Source organism: Legionella gresilensis, assembly GCF_900639865.1.
Classification (GTDB): Bacteria; Pseudomonadota; Gammaproteobacteria; order Legionellales; family Legionellaceae; genus Legionella_C; species Legionella_C gresilensis.
In genome coordinates this window covers 177,896-204,198 of sequence record NZ_CAAAHX010000001.1, presented here as the reverse complement: position 1 = coordinate 204,198, position 26,303 = coordinate 177,896, and the positions used below count along the sequence as shown (strand labels likewise).

The window sequence follows — 26,303 nt, the reverse complement described above, 5'->3', positions numbered from 1 at the left end:
TATTAAAATCTTAGAAAATTTAGTCGTATTTGGAGTCGATATGCCATCAGGCATTTATTTTGGTTTTGATTTTGGTTTTAAGCGTATTGGTGTAGCAGTAGGACAAAAGATAACGCTAACAGCTAGGCCGTTGACAATAGTTCAAGCTAAACAAGGTATACCAGACTGGGACTTATTAAGAAATTTAATTAAAGAGTGGCGACCTGAGGCATTTGTGGTCGGGCTGCCAACTTGTATTGATGATACAGAGCTTTATACAACTGCAGCAGCAAAAAGATTCGCTAAACAGTTACAAAAACAATTTTGTCTACCGGTTCATCTGGTAGATGAACGATTATCAACAAAAGAAGCACGTGCTTACTTGTTTGAAGAAGGCGGATATCGTAAAATCCAGTCTTCTCAAATTGATAGTATAGCTGCTTGTATCATTCTTCAGCAGTGGTTGCATTCGCAGCAGTTTAAAAGTGAATCATGAACCATTTTCTAGAAATTAGTCAATTAACAATTAACGAAATTGAAAACTTATTACAGCGCGCCTTATTTTTTAAACAGTTTGGTAATTATCCTAATTTTTCTAAACATAAGCTTGCCAACTTATTTTATGAAAATAGTACACGTACCCGAGTAAGTTTTGAGTTGGCGGCTAATCATTTATCAATATACCCAGTGAATCTTAGCGTGGCCGCTTCTTCGGAAAGGAAAGGAGAGATTATTACCGATACCATTCAAACTTTAGCAGCTATGGGCATTAACCTATTTGTAATTCGCCATCAACAAGACGGTTTACAACAACAGTTAGCTGCTCAGGTTGGGCCTGATATTCATATCATCAATGCTGGCGATGGTAAGCATGCTCACCCCAGTCAAGCCATGTTAGATTTAATGACCATTAAAGAGAAAAAATCAAACCTACAACAGCTTAAAGTTGCAATCGTTGGGGATTTACGTCACTCACGCGTAGCAAATTCATTGCAATGTTTATTTTCTCTGATAGCGATTAAAGAATTAAGGTTAGTTGCTCCATCTATTTGGCAACCAAGCCAGATCCATTATGGGCAGGTTACTGATTCCTTAAAAGAAGGTATTAAAGATGCCGATGTGATTATTTGCTTACGCATTCAAAATGAGCGCTTATCATCTAGCGAAGTTATAAATTTAGATACCTATCGAGCCAATTACGCAATAACTTCTGAGGTGTTACAGTACGCTAAAAAAGATGTAATAATTATGCATCCAGGTCCAATTAATCGTGGTGTTGAAATTGATAGTGATGTAGCTGACGGTCCACAGTCATGTATCTTGCAACAAGTAACAAATGGCGTTTTTATGCGTATGGCTATTATTGAGAGCTTATTAACTCAATATATCTGATTGATAGGTTTTATTACTAACATCTTATACTTCTAAGTATATGTGAAACTTAGATTTTCATAATAACTTTAATATAGATTTATTCTAAAGAAACGTATTTAGTTTATTCTTACTGTTGATAACCATAAATTATATTAATTCTCTTAATCAGTCCGACAAATAAAATAATGTAAATTTATTATACTAACTGTAGTTTAAATTATCTTGTTGGCTCTCTATGTTAATTTATAAATCTCCTTTAGTCGAACAAAGTACGGTCGATGAAAAGAATGAATTTAGAGCACTTAATTCATGTTGGCTATATGCCCCAATTATTGCTAATTCTAATTCTCATGAAACAGAAGAATTTGAAGAGCAAAAGCAAATTTTGATGGAGAAAATAGTTGATGGAGGCATTTCACAAGACTCTTTAATTAATATGATTCAAAAAGGGACTTCTCCGACTAATGAATTAAACAAAAAAATAAATAAAATTTTAGGTTTAACAGATGGTGTAAGCTTAACAGCCATTACTGGCGTGTTCGCAGATTACAAAGGAGCCTCTAGTAAAGTAAAAAGAGAGATTTATAGTAAATTATCTAATTTACTAGAAGAAATGGGCCCATTAGTTTTAGAGTATCCTGCATTTGGATTTAAAGCAATCCATAGAACAGCAATCACAGGCATACTTTTAGGTAAGAATAGTAAAACGAATGCAGAAGAGATTTTTTTTGTGACCAATGACACAATGGATTGTAGAATAAAAGCTATACCCTTAACAGATTTTTTAGAAAAACAGGATGTTACTCCTAATTCAAATATTTATTTTTTACCACCAGCAGAAAAAAGAGTAAAGAAGCCAGACAGATACTCTATACAGGAAATAGAGCAGATGTTTGATAGCCTTCCTTATGATATTTATAAATATAATCTAAAAACGGATCTAATGCTTGGTTTAGGTATAGATAGCCTTATTAATCCTACTTCAGGAAACATAGTAAGTATTAATTCGCAACGCTCAAAAAGCCCAAACCAATTTTTTAAAGGTGGCGGCTTTGCGGATGAAGCTCCTCAAGCAGCAGAGGATGAAAATTTAAGGGGTAGTTGTAATTTGCTCTAAAATAAATTAAGCCTCAGGTTTTTAATTTGTAGGTCGGGCTTTGGCCCGACAATAGATGCTTAAATAGAAGTCGTTTAATAAGTAAATTAAAATTAATATTTATTAAATAGAAGGTGATTGCAGCATATGTCTAAACGATAGCGTTTGCTTTAAAGTATTTAAACTCACATCCTTTTGTTCTTCTAAATCAGCCACCGTCCTCGCAACTTTTAATAAGCGATGATAAGCCCGACCTGATAATTTTAGTTTTATCAGCGCTTGTTGCAAAAATTCTTTTTTCTCTGCCGTAAGGTTGCATAAGCGCTCACAATCTTGAACGTTTAAATTGCTGTTAATTACACCTTGACGCTTAATCTGTAAGCTACGTGTGCTTTCTATGATTTCTCTAACTAGAGAACTTTTAGTTGCTTCATCATCATGTTCTTTAATCAATTCATCAGGACGTAGTGCTTGTACCTGAATATGCATATCAATCCTATCAAGTAGAGGGCCTGATAATTTAGCTAAATAACGGCTAATTCGATCTGGCGTGCAGCGGCAGCTGGCTTGAGAGTTACCCCAATGGCCACAAGGACAAGGATTCATAGCCGCTATAAGCTGAAATTGAGCTGGAAATTCAGTTTGAATGGCTGCTCGGGAAATACAAATATTTCCAGACTCTAAGGGTTCACGTAAAGTTTCCAGTACATGCTTGCTAAATTCTGGTAACTCATCAAGGAATAAAACACCATGATGAGCTAAAGAAATCTCGCCAGGCTTAGGTGGATTACCGCCGCCAACTAACGATACAGCTGAAGCTGTATGATGCGGCGCGCGAAAAGGAGGTATACACCAAGTTTGAGGATTAATGGCTCGACCCTGAATAGAGTAAATGGCAGCACATTCTAAGGCTTGTAATTCAGATAATAAGGGAAGAAGCGTTTTAAATCGTTTAGCAAGCATTGTTTTACCGCTACCAGGAGGGCCACTTAACAAAATACTATGGCCGCCGGCAGCCGCTATCATCATCGCCTTTTTAGCATGTTTCTGACCCTTAACATCTGACCAGTCAATTGCTTCATTGTATTGATTTGCTAAACGCTCAGGTAAGGTTTTTAGAGGAATATCTTGGCATAAATGACTACAAACTTCTTGCAGGCTAGTAGCTGTATAGACATGAGGATAACCTGTAATAGCTGCTTCTTTAGCATTTGCTTCCGGTATAATAAGCGTTTTTTGTTCGCGCATAGCAGCAAGAACGATTGGAATAATGCTATGTACGGCTTTTATTTCGCCGCTTAATGCTAATTCGCCAATAAATTCATAATCCGTTAATTTGCTATTAGAGATTTGTTTGGACGCAGCAAGAATGCCTATAGCGATAGGTAAATCAAAGCCACTCCCTGCCTTAGGTAAGTCAGCTGGCGCTAGATTAACGGTAATTTTACGGCATGGGAATTCAAAATGACTATTAATAATTGCACTTCGCACTCGATCTTTGCTTTCCTTAACAGCAGTTTGAGCAAGGCCAACAATTGTAAAACTGGGTAAGCCATTAGATAAGTGAACTTCTACAGACACGGAGCGCGCATCTATGCCTAATGCACTGCGCGTTTTGCTAAATGCAAGATTCATTAATTTCCTTAAATGAAGTTGGACAATTATTTTTTAATCTGGTTTATTGACTAGGTCATTATTTTTTTTCTCTATTAATTCATTAACTTGAGCTTGTAGGTTTTCAAGTTTTTCACGAGTTCTTGCTAGTACTTTAAGTTGAATGTCGAATTCTTCTCGCGTCACTAAATCTAAGCGAGAAAAGGTTGATTGTAAAACTTCTTTAAATTTTTGCCGTGTTTCTTTTTCTAAATTCTGCAAACTTAAAGGTAATGTAGCAAAAAGTTTTCTGGTTAAGTCATCAAATAGTTTAGAATCCAGCATGAAAATCCTTAAGATTAGGCAATCTACATCAATTTTACTAAATATACTAAGTACTCACTAGTGGCAATTCTACTCCATTAATTGATAATAAAGATAGTAGCGCTTTTGGATAACCTGCAACTTGGCTTCTTGCAGTTAGTTTTAAAGAAGACTATTTACTTTGTAAACGCTGTTCCTTTAAATATTTATGCCTTGCCTTAAAGTAAAATCTACAAATTTTGCAAAAGCTTTAGAGTAGTTTATAGGAACCTGTTACCTTTCTCTTAATTTTTCTATAATCCCAAAATTGTGATTAAATACCTTTCTTAATTGAATTAGGAAGACAAGATGAAAATGCTTACCGCAATTATTAAACCTTTTAAGCTTGATGATGTTCATGAAGCATTAATGGAGATAGGTGTACCTGGAATTACGATTTCTGAAACCCGTGGTTTTGGGCGGCAACGAGGCCATACAGAGCTGTATAGGGGGGCTGAGTATGTTGTTGATTTTCTACCTAAAATAAAAATCGAACTTGCTCTACCTGATAATATGGTCGAACCTGCTATCGATGCTATTTGTAAAGCAGCTTATACCGGTAAAATAGGTGATGGTAAGATTTTTGTATATGACTTACTCCAAGTTGTACGTGTACGTACAGGCGAAGTTGGAGAAGACGCTCTAGGTTAATTAGCGTTAACGTAATTGCGAATTAATAAAAGCCCATTCGGTCTTACTAACAGGTATAATCGATAAACGATTACCTTTACGTAGCAATAACATATCCTTAAGCTCAGGATGTTGTTTTAATTGCTTTAATGCAATTACTTCTGTAAATTTTTCTTTAAAAGTTACATCTACCATAACCCACCGTGGATTTTCAAGGCTACTTTTAGAATCAAAATGCTCATTTGATGGATCAAAAGCTGTATGATCAGGATAGGCGTCACTCTTAATCTCGGCGATACCAACAATCCCGGGTGTGTCACAGTTAGAGTGGTAAAAGAATACTAAATCACCAATAGACATCTGATCTCGCATAAAATTACGTGCTTGATAATTACGTACTCCATCCCAATGTGCTGTTTTATTAGGCGAATTATAAAGGTCATCAATACTAAAACAATTAGGTTCAGACTTCATTAACCAATAATTAATCATTATTTACCCCACCAGTACGTATTATTTGGTGTAATCACCGCTGTTAAAGGAACATCCCATTCTTGGGGAATAATCAAGTGTTGATGTTGAAAATCATAAGCAATACCAATGAGTAAAGGATGATTTTCCTTAGCAAGGGTACGATCATAATAACCTGCACCTCTACCTAAGCGGGTACCATGCTCATCAAAAGCAACTAAAGGAAGAAAAATTAAATTTAGCTCTTTAGGTGAAATTGCTTGAGAAAAATTAATATCTGGTTCAAGGATCCCATATTGATTTTCTTTAAAAGAAGTAGTTGGTGTTGCTGGTAAAAATAAAAGTGTTTTATCTTTAGTGAGGGCGGGAAAGCAACAAAATTTACCTTGCAGGGGTGCTGATTGCCAGATTTCTTGCAGGCTTATTTCACCGTTAGAAGCATTATAAAGAGCAATGTTCTTAGCATAGCGGTATTGTTTAAGTTGGCGAATACGTGCACATACTTTTTGGGAGGCTTCATTTTGATAAAAAGGTGGCAAATTTTCTCTTATGTCTTTGATACTATTACGTAAAATTTTTTTAAAACGATCAGCCATGATTGTAAAAATAATAACTTATATCTTTCATTATGACTTGGATAGATTAGTTTATTCAAGGTACTTGCGAATACTTTTTTTTACTTAGCTATCTAGTCAGAGCAAAAAAAATATTGTATATAGCCGTTCTAGCAAAATATTTAGTAATCTAATAAATTAACTACTAATAAATGTTAGGAAATTAAGCTTACATGGCAATTTATTGTGCAGGTATGTTTTAATATTTAAATTATAAGCTGGCTTATTGACAAGCAGGTGCTTTTAGCAAGATAAATACTCAAAGACGTGCCTAGCCCATATTGGTTTAACTTTTAAAGTTATTGAATTAACTGATGAGAGATAGCAATGAGTGATTTATTTGATGACGATGATGATTTACTAGAAGACGTATTTAGTCCAGATGATACTGTACCTGTTGATTCTGCTGAACTATCTGAAAGTACTGTTTTAGATGCCCGTCGTCGGCTTGAACAGGCTTTAGAGGAAAAGCGTCTTCGTGATGAACTCAATGATTTTGTAGATTATTAATAATGTCTTTCCAGGTTGTCTTTGGTAGGCAAAACAATAATATAAACTTTTTAAGTCATGATCGTCTTTTATTAGGTGAAGGACTTTTTGAAACTATAAAAATAGTAAATGGCGAGCCTTGTTATGCTGATCTTCATTGGCAAAGGCTCAAGCAATCTGCGAATTTTTTAGAGATACCCTTTAATCTTTCTCTAACAGAGTGGCTTAATAAGCTTTTTTTGTATATTAAATCTATGGCGCTTAATAATGGTGGTATTAAAGCTGTTTTAAGTGGAGGTAGTGCTGAAAGAGGACTAAATGCTAAAGGTAAAACACCTTATTTATTTTTAGAAGCGTTTAATTATCAACCAAACTATTCTGCTATAAGTCTTACTCAAGCACCGTGGCTACGAGATAGTAATAATCCTATTTACAAAATTAAGTCAATTAATTACCTTGAGGCCATTATGGCTTATCGCTATGCCAAAGAGAAAGGTGTAGATGATGTATTATTTTTTAATTTAAAGCAATTCGCTCTTGAATCTACAATCGCTAACTTCTTTTTAATTATTAATAATCAATTGGTTACGCCATCACTGTCTTGTAATATCTTGCCTGGTATTACTCGCAGCCGTATTCTAGCAATTTGTCAGAAATTAAATCAACCTTATGTTGAGACCAATGTTGATATGTCTATGTTAGCGCAAGCTGAATCCGCGTTTATCTGTAATACATTACAAAACGTGCGACCTGTTAAAACTTTAGATAAGTTTAAATATGATGTAGAACATCCTTTATTAAAGGAAATAGCTGAATTGATAAAGTAAGTTAGACTTTTATCACTTATTTGGCCTGACAGGTTCTTGCGGACAAGCCGCGGAATATAAGCATGAAGAAAAATAATTTTGTAAATTGTAAAAAAAAATGCTATAGCTTAAATATAGTTAATAAAACCTTAATCTAGGTTTGTTAATATACCTTCAAGACTTAATGTGAGGTGCTTTATGGCTAACACAGCTAAAATATTAGCAGCTTTAAATAAAGATGACGTCATTGCTGAGGTAAATCAAATACCTTCAGTTGAAGACGTTAAAAAAAGCCTACCTCGTAGTTCATCTTCTCAAAACATGGCTAAGATTGTTGAAGGTATTGGTAAGTCTCTTGCTGAAAAAGATGATTTCGATCTAACTCCTGGCAGTTAATTATTTAATTTACAGCTAAAATAACTTCTTAGATAAATCTTATAAAATTTTATATACTTAATTTTAACAAGTATTCGACTTGTAAAATGACGTTTGTTATTTTATTTAAGTCTTAAGTAAGTCGTTAGATGGAGCACATATGGCTGGTTTTTCTGAGACAACCCATTGGCGTGATTCAGCAAGGAGTGCTCGTTTTTTTATTGTTGATGCACGAGCCGCATTCCCGATCTTTCTATTTTTAATGCATATAAGATTTTGGACGGGTTTCTTGGTGGTAATATCTGCAATCTTTTTCGGTGTTATTGAACATTATGGCTTTACGGTACCCGTTTTTTTAAGATGGCTTAGAAGCTTTCTTGCTGGTCGAGTTAAATCATCTCAACCCTGGTGGCGATAAATATGAGTATTGATATCGATATCCGTAGAAGTTTAGCCCTCATTGCTTCCTCAATGAATGCTAAATTTTACTTAAATGATAGGTTTATGAGCTTTGATGAGGTCTTTTCAGACACAGGCTTACTGCCGGCTATTGCGCGTCGTGCTGACCAATTATGTTCTCTTTGCCTAGGTTATGGATTGGGTGCCACGTTTGATGAAGCTGAAAACGCTCTTTTAGGCACTCGCGTGGTTTTTGATGAGGTCACGCCCAATTCATTACGGCTTTTATGTATGACAGATGTGCTAAATGAGTTAATTCAAGGCGGGCCAAGCCGGGACTATACGCCTCTTGATGAATTAATGTATGATTAAAAGTTGACCACACATTGAATATAATGTACAATTAGGGTACATTAAAAGCGATAGTTTGCAGAACGTTTTAACTTAGAGAAAAATTTTAAAGATAATTGTAAAAAAATTGAAATTTCTTGTTGTTTTAAGTTTATCTTAAAGAAATTTCTGGTAATCTAATATTGGTAATCAATGATTTGGAATAAAAATGAGCATAAATAGATTTTTTAGTCAGCCACCTGTGAGAGGTTCTAGTAATACTTCTTATGCTGTTGATGAGAAAAGCGCAACTGATGAAGTTAAAGATAAAATAGCCCAATTTGCCAGATCGCTTCCTGCAGGGTTGAGTAGGCTAAGTGCAACAATAGATAAGATTAAAGGAATGAATACTGACCCAGCTAAACAGGAAGGAGCTAAAGATGCCTTTAATAGGGTTTCAGGCGCTGGTCCTAAAATTTTATCTATTGCTCAAAATCCTAATTTTAGATTTGATGAAAAGGCGCAAGTCAGTCAGGAAACCTTCAAAGCACAAGTTCAGCCAAATAAAGTAGTTCCATCTGCACCTGAAGCTGAGCCTCAATTATCAGATTCAACTCCACGTTTTGGATAATTTAATCAGTATTCAACTTTCCTGGTTGAATACTGTTATAATATCTTTAACAACTTCATCAATTTGTCTAAGTATCTCCATATTATGAGTAAAAATCATTTAACTGATGATCAGGTAAAAGCGATCTTACAAGTATTGGAAGACACCATTAAGGGAGGTCCATGGGATACTTCTAATTTTTTAAAGGTTATCGGAAAAACTTTACAAGATTATCATAATGAATTGACAAAACTATATAATGAATCGAACGAGCTAAAAGCGAAAAGTAATCAGTTACTAGGTAGAGAAACTAACCCAAATCAGCAGGAAGTTTTTATCTCCTTATACACCTCTGATGGCAGTAACATACAAGCTTGGGAGCGTATTATTCTCAATCTCCCTAGACAAATGATATCTCGGCCTATCTATGCTAATGAAGAAGACGTTAAAAATTTAATTAAATCAAAAGAGAATAAGTTAAATGAAGGGTATATAGCTATTTTTGTTGATAAAAACAGTATATTGAATTTACCACCTGATAAAATGCCGCAAGACCGATTTGGTAAGCAGTTGTTGACTTTAAGGGACCGCTCTTTAGATCTTAACAATATTCATTATTTTGTTCACCTTTCTGGTACTTATCGTTATCAAAGGGGACGCCTCCTTATGAGTAATGTAGAACGTTAATTATTTGGGATAAATGAATTCTAAATTATTAAGTTATCTGCTTAAATAATTGAAATTTAGCTATAACTCGCTTTTATTGTTTTCATTTTTGCTTCAGTGAGAAACTATTTACGAATTAAAAGATAATTCATAGTTAAAAACGGGGAAAATTTCGCCAATTTTAGCTGATAAAGTTATAATGATAGGTATATACTTGAATTAAATAACTGGATTTAAATAGCCGATGGCCCAACAACCACAGCAATCTGGTGGTGGCGGAGGAGGCGATAATTCCATGGCACCAGTATGGATAACTCTACTGGTTTTTGTGGTTTTATATGCTATTTGGTACGCTGCCCATCAATATATAGTAGCTTTTGTTTTTCATATTAATTTATTGGAAGCTAAGTTTGTTAATTTATTTATTGATAATCCTAAGCTTGCTAACGATGTTTATTTGATGCAAACCCTTAATCCTTCATCTGTTAAGTGGGAGCAGTTCGCTGATTTGACGGCAAGTGTTGGGGATTATATACGTTATCCTATTGTTGCTATTCTAGCTCTATTAGCTGTTTATCTTTATACCTCAAATGTGACTTTAAAATTTCGTAAAGCACACGATATGAAGACATTACGGGCGCAAGAACAATTTAATTGGCCGGCTATTATGCCTATCGTCAAAGAAGATATTGTTAGTGAGGATGTTAATAAAGGTCGTTGGGCGATGGGTCTAACGCCCATGGAATTCGCACGTAAATATAATTTATTAAAAAAAGATGACGCTTTATTAGATAACCCAGTTCCGGGTATGGAATTTACAGCAGGTGTTCGTCGTGGTGATGCTAAGCGCGTTTTTACTTTGCAGCTTGGGCCTTATTGGGAAAGTTTTGAACGTTGCTCGCCCCAAGCTTATACGCTAGCAGCGGTTTTTATGGCCCGCATTAATCGTGACCGTGGTGCTGCAAGCATGATTTTAGAGCATATAGATAAAACGTTTGCCCAAGGAAAGCCTGATTTTGCTGTCGCAAGGCCCATTCTAAAAAAATACGAAAATACAGAAATTGTCCAAGAGATAGTGAGCCAGCACGCTTATATGTTGACTGTGATGGCCTCTTTATTGGAGAACGCTCGTAAAGATGGTGTTGTGCCTAGTGCAGAATTTTTATGGTTAAAGCCCCTAGATCGCCGATTATGGTATATGCTTAATAGTGTTGGTAGACAAACGCCATTTGCGGAAGTAGCGGGTCCTTTTGCTCATTGGATAGCAGAGAAAGCACTGGGTAGGCGTTCGTTGGTTCCTATGATTGATGAAGCTATTAAAGCTTTAGAGATAGCGATAAAAGAAGTTAAGCTATCTCCCCGTGAGTTGCAGGAGTTAAAGCCATGATGCGAGGTATTGATTCAAGGCATGAAATTGACCCTACGCTGCTCTTAAGAGATACGCGTACAATAGGGCAACGTATTGCTGACTTTTTTTCAGACCCAACTAATGCATCGATTATATTAGTGATGTTTGCAGGCGTAGCTTATTATATGACTGCACTTGCTACTGTCGGATTAATATTAGGTTTTTTTTGTTTTCTTTATAGTTTTACTAGGAAACAAACCCTTCCTTTTCGCTTACCTAAAGTTGCGCAAGTAAAAGATTATAATGATTTAAAGCCAGGTATTAAGACACCGAATATCGCGCGTGGAATTACATTTTTCGGTAATGATAGAAAAACAAATGAAGAGTTATGGTTTGCTAATGAAGATATGCGAACTCATGCTTTAATTTTCGGCTCAACTGGTAGCGGTAAAACAGAAGCGTTAGTGTCACTAGCATTTAATGCTTTGGTGCAAGCAAGTGGCTTTATTTATGTCGATGGAAAAGGTGATAACTCTTTATATGCCAAAGTTTTTTCCATGGTACGTAGCATGGGACGTGAAGATGATTTATTACTTATCAACTTTATGACAGGCGCTAGGGACATCATTGGACCACAGGAAAAACGTCTTTCTAATACCCTTAATCCATTTTGCCAAGGTTCATCTAGTATGCTAACGCAGCTAGTTGTAAGCCTAATGGGCTCATCCAATCAATCTTCCGATGGTGATATGTGGAAAGGCCGAGCTATAAGCTTCGTTGAGGCATTAATGAAGTTATTAGTTTATATGCGGGACGAGGGTGCAATTTTATTGGATGCCAATACTATTCGAAATTACTTTGATTTAAATCGGCTAGAAGCAATTGTAATAGATAAAGTATTTCCTCGTGATGAACAAGAAAGTATTAATATTGAGTCAGTTCCAAAACTTGTAACTGATCCTCTACGTAACTATGTCTTTAACTTACCTGGATATAATAAAGAAAAAAAAGGTAAGCAAGTATCGCAAGTTTTAGAGCAACATGGCTTCATCACCATGCAGTTAACGCGAACTTTCTCATCTTTAGCAGATACCTATGGCCATATTATTAGGACAAATCTTGCTGAAGTAGATTTTAAAGATGTTGTTTTAAACCGACGTATCTTGGTCGTGTTACTGCCTGCTTTAGAAAAATCTCCCGATGAATTAGCGAACTTAGGGAAAGTAATTGTATCTTCCTTAAAAGCAATGATGGCCGCAGGTTTAGGAGAAGAAGTAGAGGGGGATTATCGAGATGTTATTGAGCGTAAAGCAACCAATGCGCCTACTCCTTATATGTGCATCTTAGACGAGTATGGTTACTATGCAGTACAAGGATTTGCTGTTGTGCCAGCTCAGGCACGTTCGTTAGGTTTTTCTGCTATCTTTGCAGGGCAAGATTTACCAGCCTTCCAAAAGGCTTCTAAAGAGGAAGCTGCTTCCATTGGTGCAAATACGAATATTAAAATTTGTATGAAACTTGAAGATCCTACTGAGACTTGGGATTTCTTTACTAAGACTGCGGGTGAAGCTTATGTCACTAAAGTAGACTCTTTTCAAACTAAAGATACCAGTATCGCAAATACTTATATGGATACGAAGAGTTCTTCATTTGAAAAACGTGCTCGTATCGATTTATTAGATTTAAAAGAACAAACTGAAGGTGAAGCTCATATCTTCTTTAAATCAAAGATTGTAAGGGCTCGCATGTTTTATGCTAATCCGAAACCAGTTAAGCAATTAAAATTAAATCAATTTTTAAAAGTTGAGCCACCAGCTGATGATTATTTAGCAAAATTACAAAAGCAACTTTCTGGTTTTCAACAAATATTAGACAGTGGTGATTTAAGTATTAATAAAGATATAGAAAGCGAAGAAATCACGCTCATAACACAGGCATTACATGAGTCCACCATTTCAGAGCCAATAGAGCGTGGGGTAGCTGCTTTACTTGCATATCATGGACAAAATGAATTACCCCCACTTGAAGATATTATTGAGGAAGAAGAAGAAGGGGTATTAACAATCTTCAATCAATTACGGCAACAACCAGGTTCATTACCTCTTCTAGTTAAAGATACCGAGCAATTTTCTCTACCTTTATTGGATGTTAATAATACCCGTAATTATCTATCTACCATCGAACGCTTAAGCGGTGCAAAAGATAAATACGCAGGTTCTATATCAAATGAACTTATTAAAGATTTTAAAACAGCTACCAGTTATCCGCCCCAAGAAAGGGATTATATTAGTGGCGAAGAACTTGCTGAGCTTGCTAATGAGCTTTCTAATAGAATTGCCAGCGAGCGTGATAAAGCAAGTTTAGAAGATAAAAATGATTAATACTTAGCTGAAGTAAGTGATCAAGTTCTAATTTAAACTCTCCAAATCTAGCATTTGTACAAAATAATGATCGTACATACGACTAGCTTTTAACTTCAAATAAGCTTATTTTTATTTTACTAACTCTTGACAGCTATAATGACTTGGCGTATGTAAGGTTTTGAAATAAAAAACATTTATTGCTCTGTTAATAAGCATTTTTTTGAATGGTTTATGAATTTTTTATGAATCCCTTGTAACCTGAAGATTTGTATGTTTTGATTTTACTAAAATGAATTAGCAATATTGGCGACAGGATTTTAAGTGAAACGAGAGAGTGTTGGTTATTTAACCCTATGGATTAGATATTTTATCATATTATCATCCTTAATCTTGACAGGTTGCTGCTGTGGTAATGGAAAGATGTTACTCCTTACTCAACAGGGTTTTAAATTGCCTACTCGAGTTAAAGGCTCTTCTGATGCTTATGTTATTGCCCAGCAAGCTGGCTTTGCTAAATGTGGTGTTCAAGTCATTACTATTGGCTCTGATTATTTAATCAGTATTCCTTCGACGGTTTTATTTGCTGATCAATCACCAAGAATAAAGTGGGGGGCATATTCAGTTCTAAATAAAGTTGTTAAGTTTATGCAGCAATTTAGAAAAGTAGGCGTTAATGTAACAAGTTATAGTAGCCCTTATGTTTCTTCTAAGAGAGAGCAATCATTAACTTTAGCGCGTGCTAGGGCAGTTGCTGATTATTTATGGTCACAAGGTATAGATAGTCGTTTTCTTTTTGCAGAAGGTGCAGGAAGCGAAAAACCTATATCAGCATTTATGCAAGGAGGAGACCGGTCTTTAAATTCCAGAGTTGAGATTACTTTTCGAGACGTTGTTGCTTAAGTAAAAGTATGCTGTGTTAGAGCGGTGATTAACTTTTGTATTAGGCTTAATTGAGGTGCGCCCTGATATGATAAAGGTAGTATTTGGAGAGATAGAAGTAACTATAGAGTAGCTAATAATTGTTAAGAAATTTAAAAGCTTATTGCTTAATGCCTTAAATGAGGTTTAAATGAGTCGTCAGTCTTGGAATAGAATAAAACAGTCTAAATCATTTTATGTAATGACATATAGACGAGCATTAAAGTTCTTATTACTGTCTATGGCATTGAACGTATTTATTTGTGTTGCTATTAGCTATGTATATTTAAATAGGCCGGAGCGGACATTTTATGCAAGCAGTGGAATTACGCCTCCTATTAAACTTACCCCATTAGCTACACCAAATTACTCATCACGATTTTTACTGTCGCCAGATCCAGTTGATGATAATGAAGAGAAAGCCATACCACAATAAAAAGAGGAAGAGATGGTTAAAGATTCGCTAACAGCAGTAACTTTGCGTAATGAGTTTTACCGTGATGGTCAAAGAAAAATGGTTCTAGGTTTACTCATTTCATTGCTTACTAATTTTATTTTAGGATGTATGTTAGCTTATTTACTCACCCACCCACCAGCACCTAAATATTTTGCTACAAGTATTAATGGGCGAATTACGCCAATTTTTCCTTTAAATGAACCTAATCAATCTGATTCAGCGGTTTTACAATGGGCTAACCAGGCTGCTATCGCAGCATTTACTTATAATTTTGTTAATTATCGTGATGAGTTACAAGCAGCATCCGGATTTTTTACAGCAGAAGGTTGGCAACAATTTTTAGTGGCATTGCAACAATCTAATAATCTTGATGCCGTTAAAGCTAAAAAGCTAATTGTGTCAGCAGTGGCAACAAGAGCGCCCATTATCTTACAAAAAGGCTTACTAAATGGTCGTTATTCATGGCGAATTCAAATGCCTTTACTGGTAACTTATCAAAGTGCAAGTGAATTTTCTCAACAAAATAATGTGGTTACTATGCTAATAACGCGAGTTTCAACCCTTAATTCACCTCGCGGTATAGGAATTGCACAGTTTGTAGTTGGTCCAGCAAGTGGCGGAGTAACCTAATTATGTTCAAGCCAAAAAACAGTATTACAGCGAAAGCTAGTCTAATATTTGCTATGACTATACTGAGTTCAGTACTCTATGCCTCTGACCAATCGGATTCTGCCCAACAGGCTTTACAGCAGTTACGGCTATTACAACAGCGGTTATCTCAGAATCAAGGAAGCAGTACCAATACAACTCAAACTAAAACTACAACCACAGCTAGTGATACGAAAACACAAAGTACAAGTGTAATACCTAATATTGCTAACTCGCCGACTAGGGCTGTGACGACGACTACTACTAGGAACGTACCAGCTGTTAGCACAGTTCCTAGTACATCAACTACTACGACGACTACCGCTGAAGCGGCCGTAAATCCGGTGCCCGTTATAAATAAGGAGTCTTTAGATGAAGTTGCTTTTGAGAGTGTAGCACAACAATTATTTCCTTTAACTCCTGAGCAAACCATCCGTTTAAAGCAAATGTTTCAAACAGCAGAGTTTGCTCAAGCATCACCAGCTGGGGTTCCACCTAAACCAACAGCAACGTCACAATTTGTTAATTTATCTCCTGGTTCTACACCACCTGTTATTCGTTTAGCACAAGGATTTGTCTCTTCCTTAGTATTTTTAGACTCAACAGGCGCGCCATGGCCTATTAGTGCTTATGATCTTGGTGATCCTTCATCATTTAATATCCAATGGGATAGAACAAGTAACACTTTAATGATTCAAGCAACGAAGCTCTATACGTATGGAAATTTGGCTGTAAGGTTAAGAGGATTAAATACACCTGTAATGCTAACTCTTATTCCTGGCCAAAAAGCAGTTGATTATCGAGTTGATTTACGTGTCCAAGGTTATGGTCCCCATGCTATCACCCCTGTAGCTGAAGTAGGTTTACCTCCAAGCGCAAATGATCTTTTATTACATGTTCTAGATGGTGTACCGCCAGGTGGAAGTCAGCGGTTAACTGTCAGTGGGGGTGATGCTAGAGCATGGCTATTTAATAATAGAATGTATGTTAGAACTAACCTTACAATTTTATCGCCAGGATGGATTAGCAGTATGACAAGCGCAGACGGTATGCATGCTTATGAAATGCAAAAGTCTCCTGTTTTGCTTGTATCTTGGCATGGAAAAGTCATGCAGCTTAAGGTAGAAGGGTTATAATCACATGGCAGGTAGAAAAGAAAATTTGCAGGCGTTATTCACCAATACCCGTTCACGCGTTATTATTGTTTTTACAGCCATACTTTTAATTATAGCGGTCTTATATGGCGTATTACGTTTTGTGCGCTCTGGTGAGGAAGCATCAGTAAGTCCCTCCTCTGTAAATTATGTGCCAGGTATTCAATCTATTCCCGGTGCTCTTGACCCAACTATTCAATATGCGAAGTTACAAGAAACCCAAAATGTTAATCAAGCTCAAGCTGCACTTAAAACAGGTAGTAGCGCTATCCCTACCATAGTTCGTTCACAAGCACTTGGTTCTGGTGTCCAAGTTGTAGGCTCGCAGGGAGGAGAAGGTGGGTTAAGTTTTACAGGTTTAAGTACGGCTGAGCAAGCTGGGAATCAACGTAGCTTGTGGTTGCAAGATTTACAAAATAATAATTGCAGTAAGACAACGGTCAATAAAGTAGTTGCTCAAGGTGCAAATTTAATTGTACTTAGAAACGCTTGTACTTGTATACAACTTAAGGATGTTGGTTATCAAATAAATGCATTACAGCAAGTATGCTCCTGCCAAGAGTTAAAAGCGGCAGGCTTTAATGCCAACCAATTTAAAAGTATTGGTTATACAGCGGAGCGCCTACGTACTTGTCAGTTCAATGCTTGTGAACTTCGTGACGCAGGTTTTAGTGCTCAAGCATTAAAAGATGGTGGTTTTAGCGATGGTGAGTTAAAAGGTGCAGGTTATTCTCCGCAAGAAATAGCACGTGCAAGTGGGCTGCCTCATAATATTTCTATAGCTGATGTTCAAAGGGCAGATTGCCAACCTGAAGCACTAACTCGTCTTCGAGCTGCAGGTGTTAGCGCAGGCGCCATTAGGCGAATTAATGGGTGTAGTGTGGCGCAATTAAAAGCAGCAAATTATACGCCTCAGCAATTAAGAGAAGCAGGCTTTACTGCAGCTGATTTGAGAGGCGCAGGTTTTACACCTGATCAACTACGGCAAGCTGGCTATAGTGCTCGTGACTTATTAAATGCAGGATTTACACCGCAAGATTTAGCTCAAGCAGGCTTTCCACCAGCTGATATTTCTGCAGCTCAATCTGAATTACCACCTGGTGTTACAGCTAATGATATTAGACAAGCTGATTGTAATGTAGCTGCGTTACGTAATGAAAGGCTAGCTGGGGTAAGTGCAAGGCTTATTCGCCAATATGCTGGCTGTAATCCACAAACCTTAAGAGCTGCAGGTTTTACAGGAGATGATTTAGAGGATGCAGGTTTTACACCAGCACAAATACGTAATGCAGGCACGGTGCCGGTAGATAATAATACCATTAGAGCTGCTGATTGTGATCCAGAGAAATTAAAAAGTTTGTTTGATCAAGGAGTATCTGCAAGAAGGATACATGAGCTAAATGGCTGTAGCGCACAAGCTCTAAGAGCGGCAGGTTTTAATGCTGCTGATTTGTTAGATGCAGGATTTACACCACAAGATTTAGCCGTAGCTGGCTTTACACCTGACCAAATCAAAGCCGCTTTAGCAGATCCTAATGTAGCAATCCGTGTTGCCGATTGTGATCCTGCTAAATTAAGCGCTCTTTTAAAGCAAGGCGTCTCAGCGGCTCAGATACGTGATCTAAATGGTTGTAGTGCGCAAACACTGCGAGCAGCTGGTTATAATGCTAGAGCATTAGCAGATGCAGGATTTACGCCGCAGGATTTAGCAGCGGCTGGATTTAATCCAGAACAAATAAGAGCCGCTATGGCAGCTTCTGATGCGGCCATAAAAGCCGCCGGATGCGACCCTGCTAAGCTAAATGCTCTGCTTAAACAAGGTGTTTCAGCAAGTCGAATTAAGCAACTAAATGGCTGTAGCGAGCAGGCTTTAAGGGCAGCAGGTTATAGTGAACGCGCTCTAGAAAATGCCGGTTTTAGCCCGGGTGGGTTACCGGGAACAACTTTAACGCCAGCCCAATTAAGTCAATTAAGTAGAACGCCAGCTGCTTTAATTGCTGCAGGGCGTACAGCAGATTGTAGCGTTGCAGCATTAAGTGCAGCGCGGTCAGCAGGTGTTTCTGCAACAACTATTAGAGAAACCTTAGGTTGTAGTGCTGCTGCTTTAAAAGCCGCAGGTTTTTCTGCACAAGATCTAAGAAATGCCGGTTTTACTGCTGCTGAATTAAAAAATGCAGGTTTTACGGCTGATCAATTGCGAGCAGCAGGTTATGGACCACGAGAATTACGTGACGCAGGTTTCTCTGCGCAAGATTTAAAAAAACTTGGATTTACGCCTGCTCAATTAAGAGAGGCAGGTTTTAGTGCAGCTGAACTAAAAGCGCTAGGGCTTAATGCTAGTCAGTTAAGAGCGGCTGGCTTTAGTGCTCAAGATTTAAAACAAGCGGGATTTGGCGCTCGGGAATTAAAAGCTGCGGGCTACAGTGATGCAGATTTAAAGGCAGCGGGATTTGGCCCAACTGAAACTGCAGTAGGCTCTCAAGTTCCAGGTTTGAATACGTTATCTAGTGACGTTCCTGTTGATTCTAGTATTCCTACTATTGCAGGGGCTACGGCGGCTACACAAAATATTGCAGCAAGTAATATCCCGTCAGCTAATCTCAATGCTAGGGAAGCTCAATTACAAGCTGTTGTTGCTCGCCAGAATCAGCAAATGGCTGATCAAAGATACCAGCAGCATTTACAAGATCGACAAAGTCAAATGCTTGGTATAGCAAATCAATACTTGCAGAATTGGAATAAAGTTGCACTACAAGCTTATATAGCTGGTAATCCTGTTGTAAAAAAGACCACGACTACTACAACGAAAACAACTTCAACGAATAGAACTGTAATTGGTAACCCTACTACAGTAATTAATTCTAATGGTGCAGCTCAGCAAAAAGCTTTAATTAAAACAGGAGATGTTCTTTTTGCTGTAATAGATACTTCTGTAAATAGTGATGAACCCGGACCGATCTTAGCAACTGTTGTTTCTGGCAGATTTAAGGGCGCGAAATTAATTGGCAGCTTTAATTTGCCAAGTAATGCCGATAAAATGGTTATTAGTTTTAACACTATGTCAGTTCCCGGAGCAAGTAGAAGTACCCCCATAAATGCGTACGCTATTGATATAAATACAGCTAGAACAGCACTTTCTAGTCGTACAGACCATCATTATTTACTTCGGTATGGTTCTTTATTTGCCTCTTCTTTTATTGAAGGGTTAGGTAATGCATTCCAGTCGGCTGATACGCAGGTAACTATTGGCGGCACAGGTGGTGGAGATAATATTACTATTCAAAATGGTATTGGACGTTCGGTACTAGAAAATGCAGTTATTGGATTAGCAACAGTAGGTAGAAATTGGGGGCAATTTGCACAGCAACAATTTTCTACGCCAACGACAGTATATGTCTATTCGGGAACTGGGATAGGTGTACTATTTACTCAGGATTTAATGAATCTTTAAGCTAAAAGTGGGTAAGACATGGTAGATAAAATTCAAGATAATGATGAATATGAATTTGTTGATTACGATACTATTAGTACTGATCCCATGGGCCAGGATGATGAAGTTGTCGAACGCACAACTCGCGTACGCTCTGCCGGTGGCGGAGGTCATGTGATAAGAAATGCAATTATTGCAATAGTACTAATTCTCTTAGCTTTAGTAGTCTATAGGTTTATAAGTTCTTTTACTAAAAAAACGACGTCAACTGATGCAAGTATCCCTGCTATAACAACACCTACTGACCAATCATCAACGGTTACAACCAGTACAGCAACGACTAATGGTATATCAGCTGATACTTCTGCGCCTATTGCAGCAGTACCTACTGATAATCTACCGACACAGCAGTCCCAGCCAGCAGAAGTAGCACCAGTTCAAACAACAACATCCTCATCGACAACAACCACACCAACTACGGTTGCTGTAAGTACTCCTTCGCTTGATGTAAGCCAAATTGACCAAAAAATATCTGCAATAGATATTAATCAACAAGGAATGCGAGCTGATATTAATACCTTAAATAATCAGCTTAGTGGGATTAACTCAAATATAAGTAATTTAAATGTAAAGATTGAAAATTTAACCCAAATAATTAATACACTTTCTGCTACAATAGAGAAACAAGTTAATCAAATTACGGCATTATCGATAATAAAAAAAGCGCCAAAAGTAAAAAAAGTTGTACGTCGGGTAATTGTTCCACGTAGAGTGTATTATATACAAGCTGTTATTCCTGGTAGGGCGTGGTTAATTGCATCAAATGGGTCTACACTTACGGTAAGGGAGGGGACGAATATTCCAGGATACGGTGTGGTTAAATTGATTGATCCTAATCAAGGACGGGTTTTGACTAGTTCAGGTCAAGTAATTAGGTTTAGTCAACAAGATAGTTGAGGCGGTTATGGCAGGTGGGGGTTCAGTTGCAGATTGGGTAACCTCTAATGCAGATATCATTATTAATATTGCTAAAAGTTTAATCCCTGTAGAAAGACTTATTACTGGCCTTGCCTATGTTATAGGTGTTTTCTTTGCTTTTAAAGCAATTTATTCTTTAAAAAGTTATGGAGAATCCCGCACGATGATGTCTAGTCATGCAAGCATGAAAGAGCCTTTAGTCTATCTTTTGGTAGCAGGTATGTTTATTTATTTTCCTACCGGATTAAGTATTCTACTTAATACCACATTTGGTTCACCTAACATTCTTGGATATTCTCCAGTTGATAGTCAAAATCCAACTATAAATGCATTGTTTGGTAGCGATAGCGTAGTTGGACAATCTTTGACAATTATCATTCAGGTTATAGGTTTGATTGCATTTGTAAGAGGGTGGGTATTAATAGCCCGTTCATCTTCGCAAGGGCAGACTCCGGGTGGTTTGGGCAAAGGAATGGTTCATGTTTTTGGTGGTATTGTTGCAATGAACATTGTTCTTACTTTAGAAATAATTAATAATACTTTATATGGTACAAGTTAATATAGGAGAATAAAAGTGGAAAGCTCGGCTTTTTTTAGAAAAATGAATTTTAAAAGGCTATTTGCTTGGGTGGCTTGTATAGGATTAATAATAGTAGCAGAATCTGCCTTGGCTGGCGGTCCAACAATTGGTTCAATGGCTTCTAATATAGTTAAATCTTTTACCAGTTTAACTAGATTAATTACAGGGGGCTCATATTTAGCAGGTATTGGTTTTTCTATTGGTGCTATTATGAAATTTAAACAGCACAAAGATAATCCTACGCAAATAACTATTGGTACACCAATAGCATTGGTACTTATTGCAGCGGCATTGTTATTCCTACCTACAATTCTAGATGTTGCTGGTTACACAATGTTTGGAACTACTGGTGGAAAGGTAGCTGGCCCTAGTGGATCTATTATTGGGTCTGAAACCTAAAATTATATAATTTATAGTTTATAATTTACCTATAGATGAATATCTATAAAAGTTAGAAGCCTTAGGGCTTCTAACTTTTATAACTTGTTTGAAATTACGAAGTATATAGAGGTTTATATGGCTTTAGATCAGGAAAGTAATAAGTTAAAACTTGTAGCTAGTCCTGGTGCTTGGCGCTTATATTCAGCCAGGAAAGCAGACGAACGATTTAAATCTTTTGAATTAAAAGTATTTCAACGAGATCGTTATACTTGTCAATTCTGTGGATTTCAAGCTAAGTTATTTCAAGAAGTAGTAAATCTTGACGGTAATTATACTAATAATCGCTTAGCAAATATGGCTACAGCATGTTGCTTTTGTGCACAATGTTTTTTTATCGAGTCTGTAGGGGTTGGTGGCTATGGTGGTGGTACCTTAATCTACTTACCCGAGCTTTCTCAAGAGGAATTAAATAGCCTATGCCATGTCTTATTTTGTGCTATTACCAATGATACTGGTTATAAAACGAGCGCACAAAATATATATCGAAGTTTTAAATTTCGTTCTCAGGCTGTAGAAGAAAAATTTGGAGAGGGGACAAGTGATCCGGCTATTTTTGGCCAATTGATTATTGATTCTGGTGCCTCTATCGATACTGCGGATAAACTTTTCCATAATATTCGTCTTTTACCATCGCGGGCTAAATTCCGGAAGCAAATTGAGCAGTGGGCTGCAAGTGCGTTAGAAGAAATGACGGAAGCTAGTTAGATTATATAATTTTCATAAAATTAAATCTCATTAGACTTCTTTAGAAACTCTACTGCAACGGCCAATTGTAGGTGCAGCAGTGCTCGAATTCTCATGTGCTTTGACGTACACTGCGGTTCTGTGCGCTGGTGTAACTTGTAACTTAGCTCTTTGCAGTGAGTTTCTGGAGAAGCCTAGTTAAAGAATTACTAAAGAATATGTTCTATATATAATAGAAGTAGTTAGATATACAGATTATCTTTAAAGGGTTACTCTAAAATAAAAATGATAGATTAAGTAAGAAGCGAACTTTATTAATTATTAATTTAGCAGCAATAGTTGCACTGAAGCTAAAATAGGAAAGGGTATGGGTAAGTGGGCAGAGTCTTTTTTCGAAGGTGTTGATACTTTTTTCGCTTGGCTTAGTACTTCTTTAAAGCAAACTACAGAATCTTATTGTGAATTAGAAACGGCTGATAGTCCCACGGTTCTAGTAAATCATGATGGCTCTTTGCTTTCTATTATAAAAGTAGAAGGAATTACTGCTTTATCTGGTGCAGATGAATTTCAGATATTGGTTGAAGGATTAACTAATTCATTCCAAGCTGCTATGGGTAGGCCCGGTCACGCATTGCAAGTCTTTTTTAGTCATGACAAACAAAATATCAAAAAAGTAATTGAAAATATTTATGCACCGGCCCATAGTACAGCTGAACGAATTGAGTTAAATTTGGCTGATCTGTTTAAAGAGCGAGTTGATTATTTGGCACAATATTGTGCGGATGAGAAAGTTTATTTTGTACTATTTACGAGGCCCATTAATCTTGCCCAAGAGCAGTTAAAAGCTGCTAATAAAGCTAAAATTAAGATGATTAGAGATACCAAGGCGCCTCCTTTTAAAAACACTCAAACTGTATATGCTGCTATTCCGGAGCTACGGGATACGCATGAAGCTTATGTGCGTGCTATATTGAATGACTTAGCAACGCTTAATATTTTTGCTAATTTACTTGAGGTTCATGAGGCGATACATGCTATTCGCATGACAGCAGATGCTGATTTTACAGCGGAGGATTGGCGAGCTACCTTACCGGGAGATAAAATTTTTCCCCGTGAAATTAATGATTTTGAAGGCGATGCTTCAGACCTATTATGGCCTTCATTAGCAAAACAAATTATTCCTCGTGATGCATTTAGCGTGGATTTAAGAACAGTACAAGTAGGGGATAAAATATATTCCTCAGTTTTTATTGACCTCTTTCCTAAAGAAGTTAGACCTTTTATTAGCCTTTTTTCCCGCATTCTACCTTCACATGTACCCTGGCGAATTTCCTTTTTAATTGAAAGTGAGGGGTTAGATACAATTAGATTTAAAGGCTTGTTATCGTCAATATTAAGCTTTTCTTCTGCTCAAAATAGATTGATAAGTGACTCTGTAAATCTGTTAAAATATTTAAAGTTAAACACAGATGATGCTATTGTGAAGTTGCGTGTTGTAGCAACAACTTGGGCCAAAGAAGGCGAAATTCCTTTGTTACGCCGCCGTAGCTCTGAATTAGTGAAGGCAATTCAGGGTTGGGGATCAACCGATATATCAGAAATTTGTGGTGATCCTTTTGCAGGCTTTGTTTCTAGTATGTTAGCGACTACTACAAATAGTACAGCTGTGTCTTCTGTCGCACCTTTATCTGATGTAATTACCATGCTACCGATTACTCGGCCTGCTTCTCCGTGGCGTACAGGTGCAATTTTATTTCGTTCACCTGATGGTAAACCATGGCCATACCAGCCGGGCTCAACGCAACAAACAACTTGGATTGATTTAATTTATGCTCGTCCTGGATCTGGTAAGTCGGTATTATCTAACGCTTTAAATCTGGCTTTATGTCTTTCAGCGGGTATCAGTAGATTGCCACGGATTGCCATTATTGATATTGGTCCTTCAAGTAGCGGTCTAATTTCATTATTAAAAGAAGCACTGCCAGTATCTAAACGTCATCTAGCTGCTTATTACCGATTGCGTATGACACCAGAATATTCTATCAACCCGTTTGATACTCAGTTAGGTTGTCGCTACCCTACAGCTTCGGAGCGGTCATTTTTAGTTAATTTTTTAACTTTACTTACAACCCCCTTAGGCTCTCCTAAGCCTTATGATGGTATGGCTGATTTAGCAGGCATGGTGGTTGATGAATTATATAAGAGTATGGCTGATGAATTTAATCCAACACCCTATGCCCAAGGTGTAGAAGAATTTATTGACAGTATCTTAGAAGAAATAGGATTTATTAGGGATTCAAAATCTACGTGGTGGGAAGTAACTGATTCGTTATTTTCGGCAGGCTTTATCCATGAGGCTATGCTTGCGCAGCGATATGCAATGCCACTGATTGCCGATGCTGCATCAATTTGTCGTACAGCCTCTATTGAAGATTTATATGAGAAAGTAACTACACCAACTGGTGAATCATTAATAAATGCTTTTTCTCGTATGATTTCTGGTGCTGTACGTGAATATCCTATTCTATCAAGGGTAACAAGTTTTGATATAGGCGATGCTCGAGTTGTATCGTTAGACTTAGATGAAGTTGCGAAAAGTGGGGGAGATGCTGCGGATAGACAAACTTCAGTGATGTATATGCTCGCACGTTATGTTTTAGCCCGGCATTATTATCTAACTGAAGAAAGCTTAAGTAGTATCCCAGATCAATATCGAGACTATCATAAAAATCGTATACTCGAAATTCGTGAGGATCCTAAACGTATTGTATACGATGAATTCCATCGTACAGCTAAATCATTAGCAGTTCGCGATCAAGTACTAATTGATATGCGAGAAGGTAGAAAATGGAAAGTGCAGATTGCTTTACTTTCTCAATCAGTAGAAGACTTTGATTCAGTAATGATTGACTTTGCTACTTCTATTTATATTATGGATGCAGGGCCTTCTCAAGCAGTGGAAAAGACTACCCAAATTTTTGGTTTATCTGATACTGCTAAAATAGCATTGCGTACTCGTGTTCATGGGCCGCGGGCTGGAGGAGCCACCTTTTTAGCCCAATACGCTACTAAAACAGGCGTTAACGTGCAATTATTAACGCTTACCCTAGGCCCTATTGAATTATGGGCTTTTAGTACCACTGCTGAGGATGCTGCAGTTCGTAATCGATTATATAGGCATTTAGGCCCTGCTGAAGCAAGACGAGTACTTGCTAATTTATTTCCTAATGGTTCTATAGCAAAAGAAGTTGAAGATCGTTTAGCTGCTGTTAAAGCACAAGAAGGTTTAATTGAAGAAGATGCTATGGACAGTGTCATTGAACAGTTGATTCATGATATTTTAGAAGCTTATTCAAGAGATCCTGACATAAAAGTTTTACCAGCAAAAACAATTTAGTTACTTAGTTCAGTTGTTGTAAAGTAGGTAAATTTTAAATTACTTGATAATAGAGGTGGGTACAGTTTAGTATGCCTTACCTTTAAGCCATCTATTTATTTACCCCTTAA

Annotated in this window: 27 protein-coding genes; 23 read left to right on the top strand and 4 right to left on the bottom strand. The window is 37.1% G+C overall.

All coding sequences use genetic code 11. From position 1 onward, the window contains the following. The first annotated feature begins 40 nt into the window (after window positions 1–40). From ruvX to E1P04_RS00855, 3 genes are all read left to right on the top strand, one after another. Entirely contained in the window at window positions 41–475 is a 435-nt protein-coding gene (ruvX, locus tag E1P04_RS00865) for a Holliday junction resolvase RuvX (RefSeq protein WP_131781043.1), read from the top strand. Next, a complete protein-coding gene (locus tag E1P04_RS00860) occupies window positions 472–1,371 on the top strand; it encodes an aspartate carbamoyltransferase catalytic subunit (RefSeq protein WP_131781042.1) in 900 nt (299 codons plus the stop codon). The genes ruvX and E1P04_RS00860 overlap by 4 nt, the downstream gene beginning before the upstream one ends. 217 nt (window positions 1,372–1,588) lie before the next feature. Beyond that, window positions 1,589–2,470: a hypothetical protein gene (locus tag E1P04_RS00855; protein ID WP_131781041.1), complete on the top strand. Its 882-nt coding sequence runs from the start codon at window positions 1,589–1,591 to the stop codon at window positions 2,468–2,470. Between the two features lie 102 nt (window positions 2,471–2,572). On the opposite strand, the gene E1P04_RS00850 is transcribed toward E1P04_RS00855, so the two are convergent. Both E1P04_RS00850 and E1P04_RS00845 read right to left on the bottom strand, forming a co-directional pair. Beyond that, complete coding sequence (locus E1P04_RS00850) at window positions 2,573–4,084, bottom strand: YifB family Mg chelatase-like AAA ATPase (RefSeq protein ID WP_131781040.1); 1,512 nt, start codon at window positions 4,082–4,084, stop codon at window positions 2,573–2,575. Window positions 4,085–4,117: 33 nt separating this feature from the next. Further along, window positions 4,118–4,387 (bottom strand): accessory factor UbiK family protein, encoded by a 270-nt coding sequence (locus tag E1P04_RS00845; RefSeq protein ID WP_131781039.1) that lies wholly within the window; start codon window positions 4,385–4,387, stop codon window positions 4,118–4,120. 327 nt (window positions 4,388–4,714) lie between these two features. On the opposite strand from E1P04_RS00845, the gene E1P04_RS00840 reads away from it, so the two are divergent. After that, on the top strand, window positions 4,715–5,056 hold the full coding sequence (locus tag E1P04_RS00840; protein ID WP_115330324.1) for a P-II family nitrogen regulator: 342 nt from the start codon (window positions 4,715–4,717) through the stop codon (window positions 5,054–5,056). 6 nt (window positions 5,057–5,062) lie between these two features. On the opposite strand, the gene E1P04_RS00835 is transcribed toward E1P04_RS00840, so the two are convergent. After that, window positions 5,063–5,527 carry an EVE domain-containing protein gene (locus tag E1P04_RS00835; RefSeq protein ID WP_242604359.1) on the bottom strand — a complete coding sequence of 155 codons (465 nt, stop codon included), beginning with the start codon at window positions 5,525–5,527 and terminating at the stop codon, window positions 5,063–5,065. Next, entirely contained in the window at window positions 5,527–6,102 is a 576-nt protein-coding gene (locus E1P04_RS00830; RefSeq protein ID WP_131781038.1) for a 5-formyltetrahydrofolate cyclo-ligase, read from the bottom strand. The genes E1P04_RS00835 and E1P04_RS00830 overlap by 1 nt, the downstream gene beginning before the upstream one ends. 345 nt (window positions 6,103–6,447) lie before the next feature. Here E1P04_RS00830 and E1P04_RS00825 point away from each other — a divergent pair, with 345 nt between their 5' ends. The 19 genes from E1P04_RS00825 to E1P04_RS00735 all read left to right on the top strand — a co-directional run bounded on the left by E1P04_RS00825 (window position 6,448) and on the right by E1P04_RS00735 (window position 26,193). Continuing rightward, complete coding sequence (locus tag E1P04_RS00825; protein ID WP_131781037.1) at window positions 6,448–6,630, top strand: PA3496 family putative envelope integrity protein; 183 nt, start codon at window positions 6,448–6,450, stop codon at window positions 6,628–6,630. 2 nt (window positions 6,631–6,632) lie between these two features. Continuing rightward, complete coding sequence (locus E1P04_RS00820) at window positions 6,633–7,436, top strand: aminotransferase class IV (RefSeq protein ID WP_131781036.1); 804 nt, start codon at window positions 6,633–6,635, stop codon at window positions 7,434–7,436. Between the two features lie 177 nt (window positions 7,437–7,613). Next, window positions 7,614–7,811, top strand: coding sequence for a hypothetical protein (locus E1P04_RS00815; RefSeq protein ID WP_131781035.1), 198 nt, complete (start codon window positions 7,614–7,616; stop codon window positions 7,809–7,811). 139 nt (window positions 7,812–7,950) lie between these two features. Beyond that, window positions 7,951–8,208 (top strand): IcmT/TraK family protein, encoded by a 258-nt coding sequence (gene icmT / locus E1P04_RS00810; RefSeq protein WP_131781034.1) that lies wholly within the window; start codon window positions 7,951–7,953, stop codon window positions 8,206–8,208. Between the two features lie 2 nt (window positions 8,209–8,210). Beyond that, on the top strand, window positions 8,211–8,561 hold the full coding sequence (locus tag E1P04_RS00805; RefSeq protein ID WP_427852980.1) for a type IV secretion IcmS family protein: 351 nt from the start codon (window positions 8,211–8,213) through the stop codon (window positions 8,559–8,561). 187 nt (window positions 8,562–8,748) lie between these two features. Next, window positions 8,749–9,150, top strand: a complete 402-nt coding sequence (locus E1P04_RS00800) for a hypothetical protein (protein ID WP_131781033.1) — start codon at window positions 8,749–8,751, stop codon at window positions 9,148–9,150. 84 nt (window positions 9,151–9,234) lie between these two features. Beyond that, window positions 9,235–9,816, top strand: a complete 582-nt coding sequence (icmQ, locus tag E1P04_RS00795; RefSeq protein ID WP_131781032.1) for a Dot/Icm secretion system protein IcmQ — start codon at window positions 9,235–9,237, stop codon at window positions 9,814–9,816. Between the two features lie 223 nt (window positions 9,817–10,039). Next, window positions 10,040–11,182 (top strand): type IVB secretion system coupling complex protein DotM/IcmP, encoded by a 1,143-nt coding sequence (icmP, locus tag E1P04_RS00790; RefSeq protein WP_131781031.1) that lies wholly within the window; start codon window positions 10,040–10,042, stop codon window positions 11,180–11,182. After that, window positions 11,179–13,524, top strand: coding sequence for a TraM recognition domain-containing protein (locus tag E1P04_RS00785; protein WP_131781030.1), 2,346 nt, complete (start codon window positions 11,179–11,181; stop codon window positions 13,522–13,524). The genes icmP and E1P04_RS00785 overlap by 4 nt, the downstream gene beginning before the upstream one ends. A 303-nt stretch (window positions 13,525–13,827) precedes the next feature. Continuing rightward, the gene (gene icmN / locus E1P04_RS00780) at window positions 13,828–14,406 is read left to right on the top strand and encodes a type IVB secretion system protein IcmN/DotK (RefSeq protein ID WP_242604358.1); all 579 of its coding nucleotides are present in this window, start codon (window positions 13,828–13,830) and stop codon (window positions 14,404–14,406) included. Window positions 14,407–14,575: 169 nt separating this feature from the next. After that, complete coding sequence (icmM, locus tag E1P04_RS00775; protein ID WP_131781029.1) at window positions 14,576–14,860, top strand: type IVB secretion system protein IcmM/DotJ; 285 nt, start codon at window positions 14,576–14,578, stop codon at window positions 14,858–14,860. Window positions 14,861–14,872: 12 nt separating this feature from the next. After that, entirely contained in the window at window positions 14,873–15,511 is a 639-nt protein-coding gene (locus E1P04_RS00770; RefSeq protein WP_131781028.1) for a type IVB secretion system apparatus protein IcmL/DotI, read from the top strand. 53 nt (window positions 15,512–15,564) lie between these two features. After that, complete coding sequence (locus E1P04_RS00765; RefSeq protein ID WP_427853025.1) at window positions 15,565–16,665, top strand: DotH/IcmK family type IV secretion protein; 1,101 nt, start codon at window positions 15,565–15,567, stop codon at window positions 16,663–16,665. 4 nt (window positions 16,666–16,669) lie between these two features. Beyond that, window positions 16,670–20,134 (top strand): type IVB secretion system protein DotG/IcmE, encoded by a 3,465-nt coding sequence (dotG, locus tag E1P04_RS00760; RefSeq protein ID WP_131781026.1) that lies wholly within the window; start codon window positions 16,670–16,672, stop codon window positions 20,132–20,134. Window positions 20,135–20,152: 18 nt separating this feature from the next. Then, the gene (icmG, locus tag E1P04_RS00755; RefSeq protein WP_131781025.1) at window positions 20,153–21,070 is read left to right on the top strand and encodes a type IVB secretion system protein IcmG/DotF; all 918 of its coding nucleotides are present in this window, start codon (window positions 20,153–20,155) and stop codon (window positions 21,068–21,070) included. Window positions 21,071–21,077: 7 nt separating this feature from the next. Then, window positions 21,078–21,650: a type IV secretion protein IcmC gene (locus E1P04_RS00750; RefSeq protein ID WP_131781024.1), complete on the top strand. Its 573-nt coding sequence runs from the start codon at window positions 21,078–21,080 to the stop codon at window positions 21,648–21,650. A gap of 42 nt (window positions 21,651–21,692) precedes the next feature. After that, a complete protein-coding gene (locus E1P04_RS00745) occupies window positions 21,693–22,070 on the top strand; it encodes a type IV secretion protein IcmD (RefSeq protein ID WP_131781228.1) in 378 nt (125 codons plus the stop codon). A 117-nt stretch (window positions 22,071–22,187) separates the two neighbouring features. Further along, on the top strand, window positions 22,188–22,817 hold the full coding sequence (gene icmJ / locus E1P04_RS00740) for a type IVB secretion system protein IcmJDotN (protein WP_131781023.1): 630 nt from the start codon (window positions 22,188–22,190) through the stop codon (window positions 22,815–22,817). Window positions 22,818–23,163: 346 nt separating this feature from the next. Beyond that, complete coding sequence (locus E1P04_RS00735; RefSeq protein WP_131781022.1) at window positions 23,164–26,193, top strand: type IV secretion protein IcmB; 3,030 nt, start codon at window positions 23,164–23,166, stop codon at window positions 26,191–26,193. Window positions 26,194–26,303 lie beyond the last annotated feature (110 nt).